General features: G+C 53.4%; 14 protein-coding genes and 1 pseudogene. 10 read left to right on the forward strand and 5 right to left on the reverse strand.

Annotated features, from left to right (window positions below; all coding sequences use genetic code 11):
• Positions 1-596 precede the first annotated feature (596 nt).
• The 4 genes from LT85_RS10025 (at position 597) to LT85_RS10040 (ending at position 5533) form a co-directional block, all read left to right on the forward strand.
• Positions 597-1379 (forward strand): DUF3348 domain-containing protein, encoded by a 783-nt coding sequence (locus LT85_RS10025; RefSeq protein ID WP_052135023.1) that lies wholly within the window; start codon positions 597-599, stop codon positions 1377-1379.
• 203 nt (positions 1380-1582) lie between these two features.
• Positions 1583-4090: a DUF802 domain-containing protein gene (locus LT85_RS10030; protein WP_038488096.1), complete on the forward strand. Its 2508-nt coding sequence runs from the start codon at positions 1583-1585 to the stop codon at positions 4088-4090.
• On the forward strand, positions 4090-4728 hold the full coding sequence (locus tag LT85_RS10035) for an OmpA family protein (protein ID WP_038488099.1): 639 nt from the start codon (positions 4090-4092) through the stop codon (positions 4726-4728). Before LT85_RS10030 ends, LT85_RS10035 begins: the two co-directional genes overlap by 1 nt.
• Complete coding sequence (locus LT85_RS10040) at positions 4721-5533, forward strand: DUF2894 domain-containing protein (protein WP_052135025.1); 813 nt, start codon at positions 4721-4723, stop codon at positions 5531-5533. The genes LT85_RS10035 and LT85_RS10040 overlap by 8 nt, the downstream gene beginning before the upstream one ends.
• Before the next feature lie 96 nt (positions 5534-5629).
• Here LT85_RS10040 and LT85_RS10045 read toward each other — a convergent pair.
• Positions 5630-6742: pseudogene (locus LT85_RS10045) on the reverse strand (IS3 family transposase).
• A 317-nt stretch (positions 6743-7059) separates the two neighbouring features.
• Between LT85_RS10045 and LT85_RS10055 the strand changes: the two are divergent.
• Together LT85_RS10055 and LT85_RS10060 are read left to right on the forward strand one after the other, a co-directional pair.
• Complete coding sequence (locus tag LT85_RS10055; protein ID WP_038488102.1) at positions 7060-7284, forward strand: hypothetical protein; 225 nt, start codon at positions 7060-7062, stop codon at positions 7282-7284.
• Between the two features lie 81 nt (positions 7285-7365).
• Positions 7366-8733, forward strand: a complete 1368-nt coding sequence (locus LT85_RS10060; RefSeq protein ID WP_253273708.1) for an acyltransferase family protein — start codon at positions 7366-7368, stop codon at positions 8731-8733.
• Positions 8734-8775: 42 nt separating this feature from the next.
• Here the strand turns inward: LT85_RS10060 and LT85_RS10065 are convergent, their stop codons facing one another.
• The 3 genes from LT85_RS10065 to LT85_RS10075 all read right to left on the reverse strand — a co-directional run bounded on the left by LT85_RS10065 (position 8776) and on the right by LT85_RS10075 (position 10615).
• Positions 8776-9312, reverse strand: a complete 537-nt coding sequence (locus tag LT85_RS10065; RefSeq protein WP_038488108.1) for a GNAT family N-acetyltransferase — start codon at positions 9310-9312, stop codon at positions 8776-8778.
• Between the two features lie 10 nt (positions 9313-9322).
• A complete protein-coding gene (locus tag LT85_RS10070) occupies positions 9323-9892 on the reverse strand; it encodes a helix-turn-helix domain-containing protein (protein ID WP_038488111.1) in 570 nt (189 codons plus the stop codon).
• 87 nt (positions 9893-9979) lie between these two features.
• Entirely contained in the window at positions 9980-10615 is a 636-nt protein-coding gene (locus tag LT85_RS10075; protein ID WP_253273709.1) for a hypothetical protein, read from the reverse strand.
• A gap of 210 nt (positions 10616-10825) precedes the next feature.
• On the opposite strand from LT85_RS10075, the gene LT85_RS10080 reads away from it, so the two are divergent.
• From LT85_RS10080 to LT85_RS10095, 4 genes are all read left to right on the forward strand, one after another.
• Positions 10826-12064, forward strand: a complete 1239-nt coding sequence (locus LT85_RS10080; RefSeq protein WP_038495762.1) for an RNA polymerase sigma factor — start codon at positions 10826-10828, stop codon at positions 12062-12064.
• 135 nt (positions 12065-12199) lie between these two features.
• The gene (locus tag LT85_RS10085; RefSeq protein ID WP_038488114.1) at positions 12200-12562 is read left to right on the forward strand and encodes a YciI family protein; all 363 of its coding nucleotides are present in this window, start codon (positions 12200-12202) and stop codon (positions 12560-12562) included.
• Between the two features lie 30 nt (positions 12563-12592).
• A complete protein-coding gene (locus LT85_RS10090; RefSeq protein ID WP_052135026.1) occupies positions 12593-13033 on the forward strand; it encodes a VOC family protein in 441 nt (146 codons plus the stop codon).
• Between the two features lie 49 nt (positions 13034-13082).
• Positions 13083-13556 carry a VOC family protein gene (locus tag LT85_RS10095; protein WP_038488117.1) on the forward strand — a complete coding sequence of 158 codons (474 nt, stop codon included), beginning with the start codon at positions 13083-13085 and terminating at the stop codon, positions 13554-13556.
• A gap of 40 nt (positions 13557-13596) precedes the next feature.
• On the opposite strand, the gene LT85_RS10100 is transcribed toward LT85_RS10095, so the two are convergent.
• Positions 13597-15465, reverse strand: a complete 1869-nt coding sequence (locus LT85_RS10100) for a C13 family peptidase (RefSeq protein ID WP_052135028.1) — start codon at positions 15463-15465, stop codon at positions 13597-13599.
• Positions 15466-15602 lie beyond the last annotated feature (137 nt).

Raw genomic sequence — 15602 nt, forward strand, 5'->3', positions numbered from 1 at the left:
AAGCAGGGATGCCCATGTTATAAATCCGTCTGAGATAGGGACATTACGGACAGCGATTATTTATGCAACAAAGCCATTCAAACTCTGAAAGTGATTCCCGTAGTGGCAGAGGGAGCAGCAACTATTCCGGCAATGGCGGTGGGTTCGATGGTGGCGGGGCTTCAGGTGATTGGTAATCTTCAGCTATACAAATCCAGAGTGATGGGTAAGTCCAGGCTCGAGCCGTCGGCTGTACCCATTGGGTCCGCTTACGGACTCGCGATGTTAAAATGGCCAGCTTTCGATTATCGTGTTGACAAAAATTTGATTGTGATACGTTTTTGAATCCGCATCTCGATTTGACAAGGCAAGAAAATTGGACGCCAAAGAGAGTTTTGGCATTCTGCACTCGTTACGGGATGTGACACTGAGTTTGCGGAACGGCATACCAGATCAGCAGCTTCAAAGCTTATTCCTGCTTTGCTTCGTTGTTGAATGGTTCCTGAATTTTTCCAACTGGATTGTTAGCAACTAGCGTGTAATTTATCGTGCCTCTGGTCTTGGGGCGGGGAGATATTTTTCAATTTGCCTTTTAATTTAAAACTGGAATAACGCATATGTCACTGCGCACAAATTTCCATAGCTCACAACTTATTCGTTGTCTGACAGAGATGTCTGTTGTGGAATCTACCGAGCTCGGAAATGAGTTTGCAGAAAAACTAGGCCAATGGATTCACTTTACAGATGCAATTCCTTTATCTGCTGTACACAATGACGGCATGGCAAATCTGCCGAAGCTGCAGTCGGCAGGGCGGGATGTGGCACGTGATGCCATTGGAAAAGAATTTGATCGCATTCAGACAAATTTGAAGAATTCGATCATGAATAGTTGCTCACCCGGTTTGGGTAAGAGCCATATAAGCTTGCCTGTTCAAAAACTTGAACTGCCAATCGATCTTTCTGTGGCTTATGTACCATATCGCAGGTTTTATGATGCGCATCAGCATGATATGGAGGTGAGAATTCAGCCCCTGCGAACCAATGTTCGGGACGTACTGGTTAATACATCGCCGAAGCTCAAAAAACTTGCCGATCTGGATGTGATTCTTGAGCGGATATTACGTGAGCGCGAGCGTAAATTGCTTGCGACGGTACCGCTTCTTCTCAAAAAACGTTTTGAGCAATTGTTTAACGGGCACCAGCAGGTGCTTGCTGATACGCATCAAACTGATAATCCTGCCAACTGGATGAAAGCGGGAGCGTGGCTGGCATGCTTTTGCAATGACATGCAAACGCTGCTACTGGCTGAACTGGAGTTACGCCTACAGCCAACAGGAGGACTCATTAATGCATTGAACCTGGAAACGGTAGTTGATCGCTCCCGTATATCTGGAAAGTAATATGAATATTGAGTTTTATGGATTTAATAAGGCTGACCGAATGGTGAAGTGCGCTACAGGCATGATTACCCATTTTCCGACTCTTTGGCGTTGTTACTCCTCTTGGCGGAATATAGTCCTCGTCATCGCGCCTAGCGAGGGAGTCGGGAAATGCACACTCACATCTGTCCAATTACCGTTTCTAGGTTGAAAAACGAAATACAATGAACAAACATTTATTTACAATCATTTTTATCCTGGGAGCACTGGGAATAGTTTGGGTCGGTGTTGGATTTGTCGGCTCAAGTGTTCTGGCTCTGGCAATAACAGCCATTATTGGTGCGGTCTATATTTTTGGTGCGCTTGAGTTGCGCCAGTTTCGTCAGGCCAGTGAAACTTTGGTTACGGCACTGAATGCGATTCCAGACGGCCTTGTCGACCTTGGCGAGTGGTTGGCCCGTATACATGTTTCCCTGCAAAATCCGGCTCGTTTGCGTATCGAAGGCGAACGTGTTGGCTTACCCGGCCCCGCCCTGACTCCTTATCTTGTTGGACTGCTGGTCATGCTGGGTATGCTGGGTACGTTTCTGGGGATGGTGGTTACGCTTAATGGCGCCGTGTTTGCATTGGAAAAAACGATCGATCTTCAGGCGATTCGCTCGGCGCTTGCCGTCCCGGTTAGAGGACTGGGGCTCGCGTTTGGCACCTCCGTAGCCGGGGTTGCCGCATCGGCGATGCTCGGTTTGATGTCGGCATTAAGCCGACGTGAAAGAATGCAGGCGGCACAATTATTGGACACCAGAATTTCTACCGTGTTGCGCCGTTTCTCACTCGCACATCAGCGGCAGGAAACCTTCAAGGCGTTGCAGCTGCAATCTCAGGCATTGCCCGAAGTCGTCGATAAATTGCAGGCGATGATGACGCAGATGGAAGAGCGCAATCAACAGTTGAACCAACGCCTGATCAGCAATCAGGAAGGCTTTCATGGCGAAGTCAAGGTTGTCTATACCGATCTGGCAAACGCAGTGGATACATCCCTGCGCGCGAGTTTGAGCCAGAGCGCTCAGGCTGCTGGTGAAAGCATCAAACCTGTGTTCGAAGCGGCGATGAGCGGCATCGCGGCGGAAGCGAAGGCGATGCATGAACGCATGGCCGATAACGTGCAGGTTCAGCTCGATGGTCTTACAACTCGTTTCGGCACGACAGTTACCACGGTGGCCGATACCTGGAAGGCAGCGCTCGCCAGCCATGAGCAGGCAAACGCAGGCATTAGCTTGAATATAGGGCGCTCGCTGGAGGCCTTCAAGGAAACCTTCGAGCAGCGTTCCGGTGCATTGATCGTCACAGTCGGGGAGGCCTATACTGGTCTGCAAATCGCACAGGCAGGACAAGACAGGCAACGGCAGCAAGCATGGACGCAGTCGCTGGAAACAATGGCTGCGACGCTCACCCGCGAATTACAGCAAACCGGTTCGCAAACTCTGGCGCAGCAGCAGGAAATTTGCAGTGCTTTGACTCAGACCGCGCAAGAGATCAATAAAACTGCCACCACAGTGTCTGATACCTGGACGGCAGCCCTTGCCAGTCACGAACAGGAAAGTGCCGGTATTGTTGCGGATATGGGGCGCTCACTGAAAGCGTTCACAGACACATTCGAACAACGCTCGGGTGCCTTCGTTTCTGCAGTAGGCGATGCTTATACCGGCCTGCAAACCGGACAGGCAGAACAAGACAAACAGCGACAGCAAGCATGGACGCAGTCACTGGAAGCAGTGGCTGCAACGCTCACCCGCGAATTGCAGCAAACCAGTTTGCAAACGCTGACGCAGCAGCGGGAGATTTGCAGTACCTTGACCCAGACCACGCAAGAGATCATCAAACAGTCACAGACCAATGCCGCCAATACGCTTACCGAGACAACGCGGTTGATCACGAGTGCAGAAGAACTGATACGTTCTCGTATCGCCAGTGAAGCACAATGGATCGAACAGCATTGTGAGCGTATGGATCGATTGGCCAGCATGCTGCGTACCGAACTGGGTGCACTAAAAGATGAGGAGGCTCTGCGTGGCAATGCTGCAGTTGAACGGCTTGGACAATTACAAACAGCGCTGACAAGTCATTTGACCACCCTGGGTACAGCACTGGAAGCACCGATTACGCGACTCATCGAAACAGCTTCGGAAGCGCCGCGGGCGGCGGCGGAAGTAATTGGGCAATTGCGTCGGGAAATATCCAATAGTGTTGTGCGCGACAATGAACTGCTTGAAGAGCGCAGCCGTATTATGGCAACGCTCAACACACTGCTCAACGCAATCAACCAGACTTCCCTGGAGCAGCGCTCCATGATCGGTTCCCTGGTGGATTCTTCCGCTGCTGCGCTTAACGCTGCCAGTAGTGCAATTTCAGAGAATGTTGCGGCCGAAACGACTAAATTGTCTGACATTGCGGCACACGTCACCAGCAGCGCCGTTGAAGTATCTAGCTTGAGTGAAGCCTTTGGTTTTGCTGTCCACTCTTTCAATGAGGCCAATGAAAAGTTGATTGGCAACCTGCAGCGCATAGAAGAAGCTATGGATAAGTCTGCGCTCAGAAGTAATGAGCAACTCGCTTACTACGTGTCTCAGGCCCGTGAAATCATTGATTTGAGCATGATGTCGCAAAAGGAGATTTTTGAAGCCTTGCGTCAGTTTCCTGCGAAGCAAACCATACTTGCTGAAGGGGTGCTGTAATGGAAGACAGTGACATTGGCATGGAACACACCGCGCCGGTCTGGACTGTTTTTGGCGATTTGATGTCGGGCTTGCTGGGTGCTTTTATGCTGATATTGCTGGGCGTCGTAGGCGTCCAGATGGAGCTGGCATCGCACCTGCAGGATGAAGTAAAGAGGCGTCAGATTGAAGAGCAGCGCCGCATGAGTCTGGAAAAAGCCTTGGCGGTTCCCTTGGCAACAGGGCGTATCACTTTGAATAACGGACGTATAGGCATCAGTGGTCAGGTTCTGTTTTCCCTTAATTCAGACAAGTTGCAACCTGAAGGAAAGCAACTGTTGAATAGCTTGGTCATGCCGTTACGCGCTTATCTGACAGCGCGTGATGAATTGCTGATGGTAAGCGGATTTACCGACGACAAACCGATACAGGGTGGCCGTTTCGCAGACAACCTGGAATTGTCTGCTCAGCGTGCCTTGACAGTTACCCGCACCTTGATCGATGACGGGATGCCTTCATCCATGGTTTTTTCCGCAGCTTTTGGCGCAGAACATCCGATCAAGCCCAATAGCGACGATACATCGCGCGCACAAAACCGCCGGGTGGAAATGGCGCCTGTACCGAAAACTTCCGACACCAAAATACCATCCCATGGATGAAGTGGTTAATGAGACAGTTGATATAGGTACGGTAGAAGCGCCGCTGGACACGCTTGTCGGTTTCAACCTGGAGATCGCATCCCTGAGCGCTGCAGGTGCAGAGCGGTTTGACCCTGTGCGCTTGCACTATATTAAAGTGCTCGCCAAACGCGCAGCGCTGTACTGTGGAAATGTCAATCAGGAAAACGTCAAACAACTGCTTGATATCCGGTTAAAGCAAGCACTAATCGCTTTCAGAGAGCGCTTTGAACAGGCGCAATGCGATGCAAAAGACACCATTGCCCAAATCACGCCGCAGTATCCACACGCTGCCGAAATATTACAGCGACTAATTGCCGCCGGTGATTTCAAGGAGTTGCAACGCTTTATCGGCACCCTGAAAACAAACGACCAAGACACATCATTGAATTCGCTGCTGCTTCAGCTTGAACAATCTTCACCCGCAAATGCGGAGGGGCAGCGAGGTGCGGATACCGGGCAGCGCACCGAATTAAAAACTATACGGAATTTCAGGAATACGTGGTCAAAGCTCAGTGCAGACAAACAATTAACACAAGCACTGGAACAGGCGCCAAAAAATGCCGGGCCAATTAATTCTCATATGCTGGTGTTACGTTCTTTGATGCTCATGCGCGATATCTCGCCGGATTATCTCAGTCGGTTTATATCTTATGCAGATACTTTGCTGCGCCTTGATTCCGGTGAAAAAGAAAAAGCGGGCAATATCAAAAAATCTTCGCCTACTCCAAAAAAGAAAATTGCTTCTAAGAATTCTGGTGTGGATACTAACTTTCTAGGAAGTTAAGCCATTTCCTAATAGGACTGCATTCGTTTCCGCATGCAGTGGTCAAGTAATTCCGGACACCGCGTTAAGTTTTTCTTCGGCCATCGCCGGCGCGAGTCAGTCATTGAACTGATACAGCCGTATCCAGTTATATCGTTGCATCAGATAGTGACTGATGTCCCGATGTGCTTGCTGTGCCGTCATGTAGCCCATGTTCGGTACCCATTCAGATTTTAAGCTCCTGAACAATCGCTCCATCATAGACTGAGTATCCCAGCAATTTCCGCGACGGCTCATGTTCTGTTCGATTCGATAGCGCCACAAGCGCTGACGAAACTTACGACTGGCGTACTGACACCTTGATCCGAGTGAAACATCAGACCTGGAGGACGGCCGCGCTGCTCGTAGGCGCCATGTCCAACGCCTGGACGACCAGATCGGCATCTGGTCGTGTCGAGAATGCCCAGCCAACGACCCGACGCGTGTACAGGTCCAGTACAGCAGCCAGATAATGTCAACAACCCTGCGCCCATATATAGGTAATGTCACCGCACCAGACCTGGTTGGGCGCATCGACCACGAACTGCCGATTAAGCCCGTTCGGAATATCGATCCCCTCCACGGTTGCCTGCTTGTAAGCATGGCGACCAGGCTGCTTGCAGATCAGACCCAGTTCCTCCATCAGTCGGTTGACTTTGAAGCGACCAATCACGACACCATCTTCTCGCATCATGCCTATGATGCTGCGGCTACCAGCCGAACTTCGGCTCTCAACAAACAATTCATGAACGCGGCTACGTAGCGCCATGCGCTTGGTATTGGGTTGCCGAGATCGTTCACGATACGCATACAGGCATGACCGCGGCACATCGAATACTGCGCAGACTAGTTCGACAGGATTGTTGTGATAAACCTTGTCGATTATCTCGTACGTTCGATCCCTTCCGACATCAAGAGCGCAGTAGTTTTTTTAAAATAGCCTTCTCGCGCTCAAGGCGATCGATACGCGCCTCAAGCATCTTGGATGCGTTGCTGATCCGGCGTCATGGCCTTGCTCTGCGGCGTGATGCCTTGACGTTCCTGTTGAAGTTGCTGCCCCCAGCGACGCAAAACGGACTCGGCGACGCCAACCGAACGGCTCGCCTCGATATGGCGATAGTTCTTGTCCGCAACCAGGTTTGCAGCCTGCTGCTTGAACTCGGGGGAAAACGTACCTCTTTGCTTGCTCATCAAACACCTCTCCTTGGCGAGTATTCTCGCCTAAATTGATGCCCGGCTACATTAGACCACTACATTGATCTGCCACTTTGTTGCTTGAGTTACAGAAAAATACAACTCTCCCGTCATCATTCCACCGTTCTCCAACGTTTAGCCGGTAATAACGGCGCTTAACTTACGCTTATGTCTTCACATAGAAATCATCGTGTTACTTGATTGAGACTTTCCTCTGGGTGGCAATATCGAGGGACAAGTGTCGTTGGACGGAGGGAGTGTGAAGTTTTGCTTTAGGTGAATGGTTGTACTCATCCATGAGGACTCGGAATATCATGAAATTCATAACATTAATCCCCGCTACGGTCGTGGCGTTTGCCTTGGGTGGCTGCGTGGTAGCGCCTCCAGTTGCGGGTCCGGTTTACACTGCGCCACCAGGCGTGGTGTATGTCGCACCGACCTATGCGATACCTGGTCCGGGCTATGCCTGGGCTTATCACCCGCACTATGGCTGGGGCTGGCACCACCCGCAATATGGCTGGCATCGCGGCTGGCGCTGAGGGCTGACTGCCGATGCCTGCTTGTCCATGGGCGACGGCAATCAGGTTCCGTGCTGAAAAATCCACTGCCAGATTCTGTCGTTGTATGAGGCGGAATTTAGCGGTGGTTTTTTCTTTTGGGGAACAGATAGACGCTTAACAGGTGGAGGCGTAGACTGCATTGTTTTTCGGCAATATTCTGTTCGAAATTTTCCGGCCCCTTTGTGCCGGCGTTTTGTGTGGACACTGTTGCGGATAATTTCAATTACTCCTTCCTGCCACGTTGCAATGTCACCAATCACACAAGCCGCCACTAGTAAATTACACAGAAACAATGGCCTGGATACGCTGCGCGCAGCGGCCATTTCCCTGGTGTTCATGTATCACTACATGTGTTTCGTCAGCCAGGAAGCGACCTTTGGCTGGGCCAGCAGGATAGGCTGGGTCGGGGTTGATCTGTTCTTTGTGTTGAGCGGTTATCTGATCAGCAACCAGATCTTTGGCGGCATCGTCCAAGGGCAGCAGCTTTCACTGAAGAATTTCTACGCACGCCGGTTCTTGCGGACGCTGCCGAATTTCTATGTTGTGCTGGGTTTGTATTTCCTGCTGCCGACACTGATGGGCGGGAACGCGCCGCCGCCGCTCTGGCGCTTTCTGACATTTACGCAAAATCTTTGGCTGCAGCCAGGCACGGCGTTTTCGCATGCCTGGTCTTTGTGTATTGAGGAACAGTTTTATCTTTTGCTGCCCGCCATCGTGATTATTGCGGCGCGCTATGGCAAGTCGATCCGGCTGGCCTGGATTGCGCTGGGAGTGTTGATGCTGGCGGGTATAAGCTTGCGCAGCTTGTTGTGGCTGAAATTTGGGAGGGAGGCGGACGGGGCGATCGGCGGCTACTATCCGAACGTCTACTACTCAAGTTTTTGCCGATTTGATGAATTCCTGCCCGGGATTGCGGTTGCACTCCTGAAAAATTTTCATCCGGTGGTATGGCAGAAAATCCTGCGCCGCGGGCAGGCGTTATTGTTTATCGGAGCAGCAGCGACTGCGACGCTGTTTTACCTGGCCGTTAACTTTTATGTCATTGAAGGCTATGGCTACGGCTACTTCATGAGCGGCTTCGGCTACTCGTTGCTGGCCGTCTCCTTCGCGCTGTTGGTAGCGGCGGCGCTCAGCCCCGCCAGTTACTTGCATCGCTGGCGGATTCCAGGTGCGGCGCAACTGGCGGCATGGTCGTATGCCATCTATCTGGTGCACAAGCCGCTGGCCATGATCACGCATAGGATGCTGGCCGGGGCCGGTCTCAACGCCGTTGCCGAGGTTGCTTTGATTGTGGCGTTGAGCCTCGCTGGAGGATGGCTGCTTTACAGGTTGGTTGAAACGCCGTTCATGAAGCTGCGCGACGCTTGTTATCCAGGTAATTTCGCAGCGGGTGTTATGTCGCCTTTGCCGGCAAAAGCTGCAGCCTAGAGGGCGGCAAAGGAGTGCGTCGGTGGCGCCGGTTCATTGCCCTCAAACGTTGGATCTGATGTTTTTATAGAAAATGGTGGTTGCGCACAAGCCGCCTTCCGGCAGCAAGGCGTAGCCGGGAATCACGCCAGAGACTTGCCAGCCGAGACGCTTGTATAGCCGCTCGGCGGTCTCGCTGGCGGTATCTAGCACTAGCACACTCTTTCCTGCATTGGCGGCGGCCTGTTCTGCCACGTTCATCAATTTCTCTCCTAACCCATGCTGCCGGGCTTTGCGATGCACTAGCAGCTTTGCTATGTCGGCGCGATGCGGCTGGTTTTCCGGCTGCTTCAAGATGACTTGAACGGTACCGAGGACGGCGCCTTGCTGGTCTTGCGCGACCAGCAATATGCGTTCGCCTGCGGCGACGCTGACGGCAAGCTCGCGCCAGAAATTTTCTGCTCGTGCACGCGATAGGGGGAGCATGAAACTGACGGACGCGCCTCCTTCTACGCAATCGACAAGTACTTCGCCCAGGGCCGCGATCTGCGCGGGATCTTCTAGCGACGATAAGCGATGAATCTGTATGTCGGATTGCATGACTGCTTCCTTATGTAGTTGGCGCATCGGTACTGAGTACGACCGCATAGCGAGCCTGTTTGCTGTGGGGGTTATGGAAAGCTGTAGGCTGGTTTAGCGGGAAGGCCAGGCAGTCGCCGGTATCGAGCGCGTACTGTGTTGTGCCGACGGTAACGTCGATGCTGCCATCCAGCATCCATATCTGTTGCTGCACGCGGATTTCACGAGCGGCGGTTTCATATGCCACCCTGGCGCCGGCCGGGAACAGTACTTCCACGATCCGGATCGGCGATTGCGTGTTGGGCGGCGAGATGTCGCGCCGCAGGTATTTCGATTGCGGATCGCGCCATTCAGGCTGGTCACGGTGACGGATCAACGGATTGGCTTGCGGTTGCTGGTCTTCAAACAAGGAAGACAGCAGGACGCCAAGCCCGGTCGCCAGTTTTTCCAGGATCACGGCGGTGGCGCTGCTTTGTCCGCGCTCAATCAATGAAATCATCGAGCGGCTGACATTGCATTTTGTGGCCAGCGCGTCCAGCGACATGCCGCGCTCCTGGCGCAAAGCGCTTACGCGGGCGGCGATACGGGCGTTGATATCCATAAAACCTCTTTATCCATCATATTGGAATTATTATCTAATATGATGGATGGCAAGGTCAAGCCCGCCGCTTCGGCGCTATGCTGTCGGTTATTTGCTGGTTCCCAACCCGGCTACCCGGGTATGTTCGGAAGTCCAGTTGACTTCCCATGTCTTGCCGCCATCCGCCGACATCGACTGTTCCCACTTAGCGCTGTTCGGCGTGATATCAAACCATTTGTAGCGCACTCGCACCACTTTGCCGTCCAGCGTGTCGTCGCCTTCGAAGATGCCCACGCCATCGATGAATTTTCCAACAACTGGCGCCAGCAGCGTGCCGGCCTGGTCCAGGCCGCCGGTCTTGTTGTCTATCCAGAAAATACTCCAGAGCCGGGTCTCGGGACTGAAGATGCGTAGCGACATGCCAACGAAGCCGGGGCGCCAGTTGATTGGCTGGAAATCGTCGTAGTCGCCGATGCCGCCGGGCAGTGGATAGGCGACCTGATCGGCTTCAAAGGTTTCCCATTTTGTCGAACCTTGTAAGCGTCCCACCAGCCGGTGGTTGACGACATGCCAGTGGCCGACGATGAAATCGAAATCGCGTGCGCCTTCGGCGCGTTGTTCCGTGCTGTTCATGGCTGTTTCCTCGGTGGCGGCGCAGACGCTGATTGAGGCTGCGGATAAACATAGCGCCAGCACATAACATGCATGGCGAAATTTGACTGGCAATGTCACGCGGGTGTTCATATTTACCTCCATGCGGTTGTGGTGTGTCTGCACTGTAAATGCCAATCAGGGCATTATTGGCCCTATTAAATCGCGCCTTGTTTTGCTGTTTGCGGGGGTAGGGCGAAGATTGATTCGATGTATCATTCTTTTTCCAAAGGAACATATACGCAGTTGAAAACCGCTGCAGGTTGCCTGTTGCACTGCGCAAAAAAACAGCCGCCAGAGACGATGCCGACACCATTGAGCGCTCAGATCGAAGCTATTTACCGTAATGAATCGCGGCGCGTGTTCGCGACCCTGATCCGTTTGCTGGGCGACTTCGACATGGCGGAGGAAGCCTTGCAAGATGCCTTCAAGGCCGCTATCGAACAATGGCCGCGCGATGGCATTCCCGACAAGCCGGCTGCCTGGCTGGTGTCGGCCGGACGCTTTAAGGCAATTGACGGCATCCGCCGGCGGGCCAGGTTCACCGCCTATGACGATGTGGCCGAGACCATCGAAGCGATTGCCGATGAAACGCCGGCTCCCGACGAGCGCGAAGAGCTTGAAGACGACCGCTTGCGGCTGATCTTTACCTGTTGCCACCCCTCGCTGGCACCGGATACACAGATCGCTCTTACCTTGCGCGAGGTGTGTGGCCTCAGTACGGAAGAGATCGCCAAGGCTTTTCTGACCCCGGCGCCGACGCTGGCGCAACGCATCGTCCGCGCCAAGGCTAAAATCCGCGATGCTCGCATCCCGTACCAGGTCCCCGGCCGCGACGAATTGCCGGCGCGGCTGGAGAGCGTCTTGCGTGTGATCTATCTGGTGTTCAACGAAGGCTATTCGGCTTCGTCGGGAGCGACGCTGACCCGTCACGATTTGTCGCAGGAAGCGATCCGGCTTGCGCGCTTGTTGCAGGAGTTATTGCCCGAGCCAGAAATTACGAGTTTGCTGGCGTTGATGCTGCTGCACGAATCGCGTCGTGTCGCGCGTACTTCTGAGAGCGGCGATCTGGTGCCGCTGGACGAGCAGGACCGCACCGTATGGAATGCGGAGCTGATTGCTGAAGGTGTGGCCTTGGTGCAGCGTGCCTTGTCTTCCGGCCGCGCCGGGACCTATTCATTGCAAGCGGCGATTTCTGCGGTACACGCCGAAGCGCGCCGGGCCGATGTCACGGACTGGGGCCAGATCGTTGGCCTGTATGACGCCTTGTTGCAGCTAGAGCCGACGCCGGTGATTGCATTGAACCGGGCCGTGGCCGTCGCCATGCATCAGGGACCGCAAGCCGGGCTGGCCCTGGTGGAGGACTTGATCGCAGACGGCCACTTGCAAAATTATTATCTTGCGCACGCAGCGCAAGCAGATTTCCATCGGCGCCTGGGCCACGTTACCGAGGCGCGCGCCGCCTATGTGCGGGCGCTGGCGCTGACCCAGCAAGAACCGGAGCGGCGTTTCCTGAACCGCCGGCTGGCCGCGCTGGCGTAAGCTACAACATGCCGGTCGGCATTCAAAAAATATTTTGCGCACGTTGTCGATTGCCGCGTTGGCTGTTCGATTAGCTAATGTACACCTGGTAACGCGGAGTCAACCCCGTTTCAACGCTATCAATCGGAGATCACCATGAATTATCTATGCCTCGTCTATCTTGCACCGGACCAGTTGCATTCCTGCCCGGACAAGGTTTGTTTCGCCTACGCCGAGGAACTGCGGGGAAGCGGCCATTTTGTCGCTGCCCAGGCGCTCCAGCCGGTCGATAGCGCCACCACCATTCGCATACGTAACGGCCAGACGTCGTTGACGGATGGGCCGTTCGCCGAAACCAAGGAGCAGCTGGCTGGCTTCTACCTGATCGACGCCAAGGACCTCAACGAAGCCATCCACTGGGCTTCCAGGATTCCGCCGGCGCGTTATGGCAGCATCGAAGTACGTCCGGTAAGAGAGTTAGACCTCTCCAGTCTAGCCTCCGTATCCAACGCAGGGTAAATCTTCAACAATTACCTGAAAGGCAATATCATGCACAAGCAAATCTACGTTAACCTGCCGGTCAAAGACTTGCAGAAATCCATGGCATTCTTCCAAAGCCTTGGCTATACCTTCAATGCAAAATTCACCAATGACCAGGCTGCATGCATGGAATTGGGCGAGAACCTTTACGTCATGCTGCTGGTCGAAAAATTCTTCCAGTCGTTCGCTAAAAAGCCCATCAGCGATGCGACCAGACAGACTGAAGTGCTGCTCTGCGTTTCCTGTGACAGTCGGGCCCATGTGGACAAACTGGTTGCCTTGGCATGTGCATCCGGCGCGGAAAAAATGAAGGAAGCGCTAGATTACGGCTTCATGTACAGCGATAGTTTCCACGATCTGGACGGCCACGCATGGGAAATGATGTATATGGAACCTGAGGCGGCAGGGCAGGCGACCTCGCCAAGTACGCAGGATGATGTAAAAGCGTAAGCCGGCTCGCAGCGCCGCACTTTCCAATCTACTTAGAGGAGCAGGCAAAATGCAAAAAATCCGTCCATTCCTGTGGTTCGACGGCAGAGCCGAAGAAGCCATGAATTTCTATGTTTCGATTTTCAAGGACGCCAAAATCGGCGATGTCCAGCGCTATGGGGAAGCCGGGCCGGGACCGAAGGGTAGCGTCATGTCCGCCACCTTCCAGCTGCATGGCCAGGACTTCATCGCCCTCAACGGCGGTCCGCAATTTAGCTTCACGCCTGCCGTTTCGTTCTTCGTCAATTGTGCGGATCAAACCGAGGTGGATGCGCTGTGGGACAAGTTTTCTGAGGGAGGCGAGCCGCAGAGATGCGGCTGGATCAGGGATAAATTCGGTCTCAGCTGGCAAATCATTCCCACCGCGCTGGGAGAGATGTTGCAAGACAAAGACAAGCAACGGGCGCAGAGAGTCATGCAAGCCATGATGAAAATGGTCAAGATCGACGTCAAGGTTTTGCAGCAAGCCTACGATCAGCAATAAATCTTGCTGATCGAGCGCTGGGCCAATTGTCGGATGAGGCTTATAGAGTCGGCGCCAGCTTGCCAGCGGGTGCAACAGTTGTTATCTGCGCCCGCCATTTTTTCAGGTATTGGTCAATCTGGGAGGTGTGATGTATCTGCGGTTCTGAATGGAGCACTTCGCCGCCTTTGCCGGCTGCTTTGATATCGTCATTTTCCCAAGTCGCAACCAATGTCTTGGCTTTGTTGAAAGCTTCTTCGAAAGACGCGCTTCCCGGCAGTGATTTCTGGAAAAACGCTTCGCCGAAATACGTGAAGTCATTGTCGTCGGCGCAACCGAAAGAGGTGCGGTCGCTGCGCGCGGCGGCAATCACCATGGTGTGATCGTCTTTGAGCGGATCAATGAAACCGCCGGCGTAGCAGGCGGAGACAACGACGACCTTCCAGCGAATTCCCGATTCGACTAATAATTTCCCCAATTCCTTGGCTTCGAGGTTACGCAAGCTCATGCCATTCTGCGCCAGCGACAGTTCGTGATTTTGCGAACCATGGCTGGTCAGGTAGAGGAACAGGATGTCGTTTTCCTTGTCCATTTTGGCGGCGATGGCATTCAGACTCTCTCGGATGCTAGTGACCGTCGCCATCGGCTGCTCAGCCACAGTGTTGCGGCTATTCACCAGCACCATCGATCGTCCCTGCGTGCCGAAATCACGGTCGAACTGCTTGTGGACAAACTCGGTTTCCCGGCGAAACACCTCCTGCGAACCATCGCCTGCGACGGCCAGCAGATAGAGATTGATTTTTCCGGGCTGGTGCGGTGCAATGGCCGCCAGGGTCTTGTCGAGCATCGCCCGCTGACCATATAGCGCAGTTTCAATATTGATTTTTGCCAGTTTTGCCGCGACCGGGTTGTCCAGTTTGCCATAGCGCCAGATGCCAATGTCTTTGCTGCGGCCGTCTTTTTGCGGGGCAGCGTAGGTCACGATACCGCCGCCATCAAACAGGTTATAGGAGAAGCCTCCTTTGTATTCATCGCCCTCGGCATTCCGGTAAATACCCATGCCGTCGAATTTTCCGCCATCGAATTCGCCCTCATAACGGCTGCCGTCTTTGCCGATGTAGCGCCCCGGCCGGTTCAGGTCGCCATCATCAAACACGCCTTCGTAGATATTGCCGGCGCGATCAGTCTTCCTGCCGGGGCCGTCGGCAATCCATTTCTTGAAAGTGCCGACATGGCGCGAGCCATCTTGTGCCTGGTGAATACCGTGTCCGGTGAAATCGTCGTTGTCGAATTCTCCTGCGTAATATTCCTTGGCCGATATGTCGTATCGTCCCTGGCCCTGAAAATGGCCATTGGCGAATGTACCAGTGTATATGCGTCCGTTACCGGACTTTAACTTTCCTTTTCCGGAGAACTGTCCGTTCTTGAATTCACCGGTGTATTCCTGGTCCTTGCTTGTCCATTTCCCGGTTCCGTTGAACAGGCCTTTTGCGAAAGAACCCTCATACACAGAACCGTCCTGCGAGGTGAGTTTTCCTTGTCCGTCGAATTCGCCATTAAGGAAATGGCCGACATAGACCGATCCCGTAGCGTCGACAGATCTTCCCTGGCCGGTCCTGCTGCCAGCCTTGTATTCACCTTCATAAAGGAAATTGGCGCCGGATGTATATTTTCCTTTTCCGGAAAATAATCCCTTGTCGAAATTGCCCTCATAGATATCGCCGTTTGCCCATTCCACTCTTCCCTTGCCTTGACGTTTGTTGTCGACCAACGGACCGTAATATCGTCCGCCGTCGGCAGTGACCGCATCCGGGGTTGATGGCGTAGCCGAGGCGAGGCCGATCCCGCTTCCCATAAAACCGGCAAATATTGCCGTAGCCAGCACGAAGACGCGTGTCTGCGGGAGCTTGCTTGAAATGACGCCGTGCATGTGCTTTCCTATTTATTGGGATGTTTGATTGCCATGAATTGCATATAGGAAATTTAACACGAAATGTTGCTATTTCGCATGCAAATTCACTGGTGTAAAACATCCTCCAGGATGCCCGGCATTGTTAGGTGAATGCT

This window comes from Collimonas arenae, assembly GCF_000786695.1.
GTDB lineage: Bacteria > Pseudomonadota > Gammaproteobacteria > Burkholderiales > Burkholderiaceae_D > Collimonas > Collimonas arenae_A.

Bases quoted from the DNA above. Each gene is read 5' to 3' on its own strand.
- LT85_RS10025 (WP_052135023.1), top strand. From the start codon at position 597: ATGTCACTGCGCACAAATTTCCATAGCTCACAACTTATTCGTTGTCTG.
- LT85_RS10030 (WP_038488096.1), top strand. From the start codon at position 1,583: ATGAACAAACATTTATTTACAATCATTTTTATCCTGGGAGCACTGGGA.
- LT85_RS10035 (WP_038488099.1), top strand. From the start codon at position 4,090: ATGGAAGACAGTGACATTGGCATGGAACACACCGCGCCGGTCTGGACT.
- LT85_RS10040 (WP_052135025.1), top strand. From the start codon at position 4,721: ATGGATGAAGTGGTTAATGAGACAGTTGATATAGGTACGGTAGAAGCG.
- LT85_RS10055 (WP_038488102.1), top strand. From the start codon at position 7,060: ATGAAATTCATAACATTAATCCCCGCTACGGTCGTGGCGTTTGCCTTG.
- LT85_RS10065 (WP_038488108.1), bottom strand. From the start codon at position 9,312: ATGCAATCCGACATACAGATTCATCGCTTATCGTCGCTAGAAGATCCC.
- LT85_RS10070 (WP_038488111.1), bottom strand. From the start codon at position 9,892: ATGGATATCAACGCCCGTATCGCCGCCCGCGTAAGCGCTTTGCGCCAG.
- LT85_RS10075 (WP_253273709.1), bottom strand. From the start codon at position 10,615: ATGAACACCCGCGTGACATTGCCAGTCAAATTTCGCCATGCATGTTAT.
- LT85_RS10080 (WP_038495762.1), top strand. From the start codon at position 10,826: ATGCCGACACCATTGAGCGCTCAGATCGAAGCTATTTACCGTAATGAA.
- LT85_RS10085 (WP_038488114.1), top strand. From the start codon at position 12,200: ATGAATTATCTATGCCTCGTCTATCTTGCACCGGACCAGTTGCATTCC.
- LT85_RS10090 (WP_052135026.1), top strand. From the start codon at position 12,593: ATGCACAAGCAAATCTACGTTAACCTGCCGGTCAAAGACTTGCAGAAA.
- LT85_RS10095 (WP_038488117.1), top strand. From the start codon at position 13,083: ATGCAAAAAATCCGTCCATTCCTGTGGTTCGACGGCAGAGCCGAAGAA.
- LT85_RS10100 (WP_052135028.1), bottom strand. From the start codon at position 15,465: ATGCACGGCGTCATTTCAAGCAAGCTCCCGCAGACACGCGTCTTCGTG.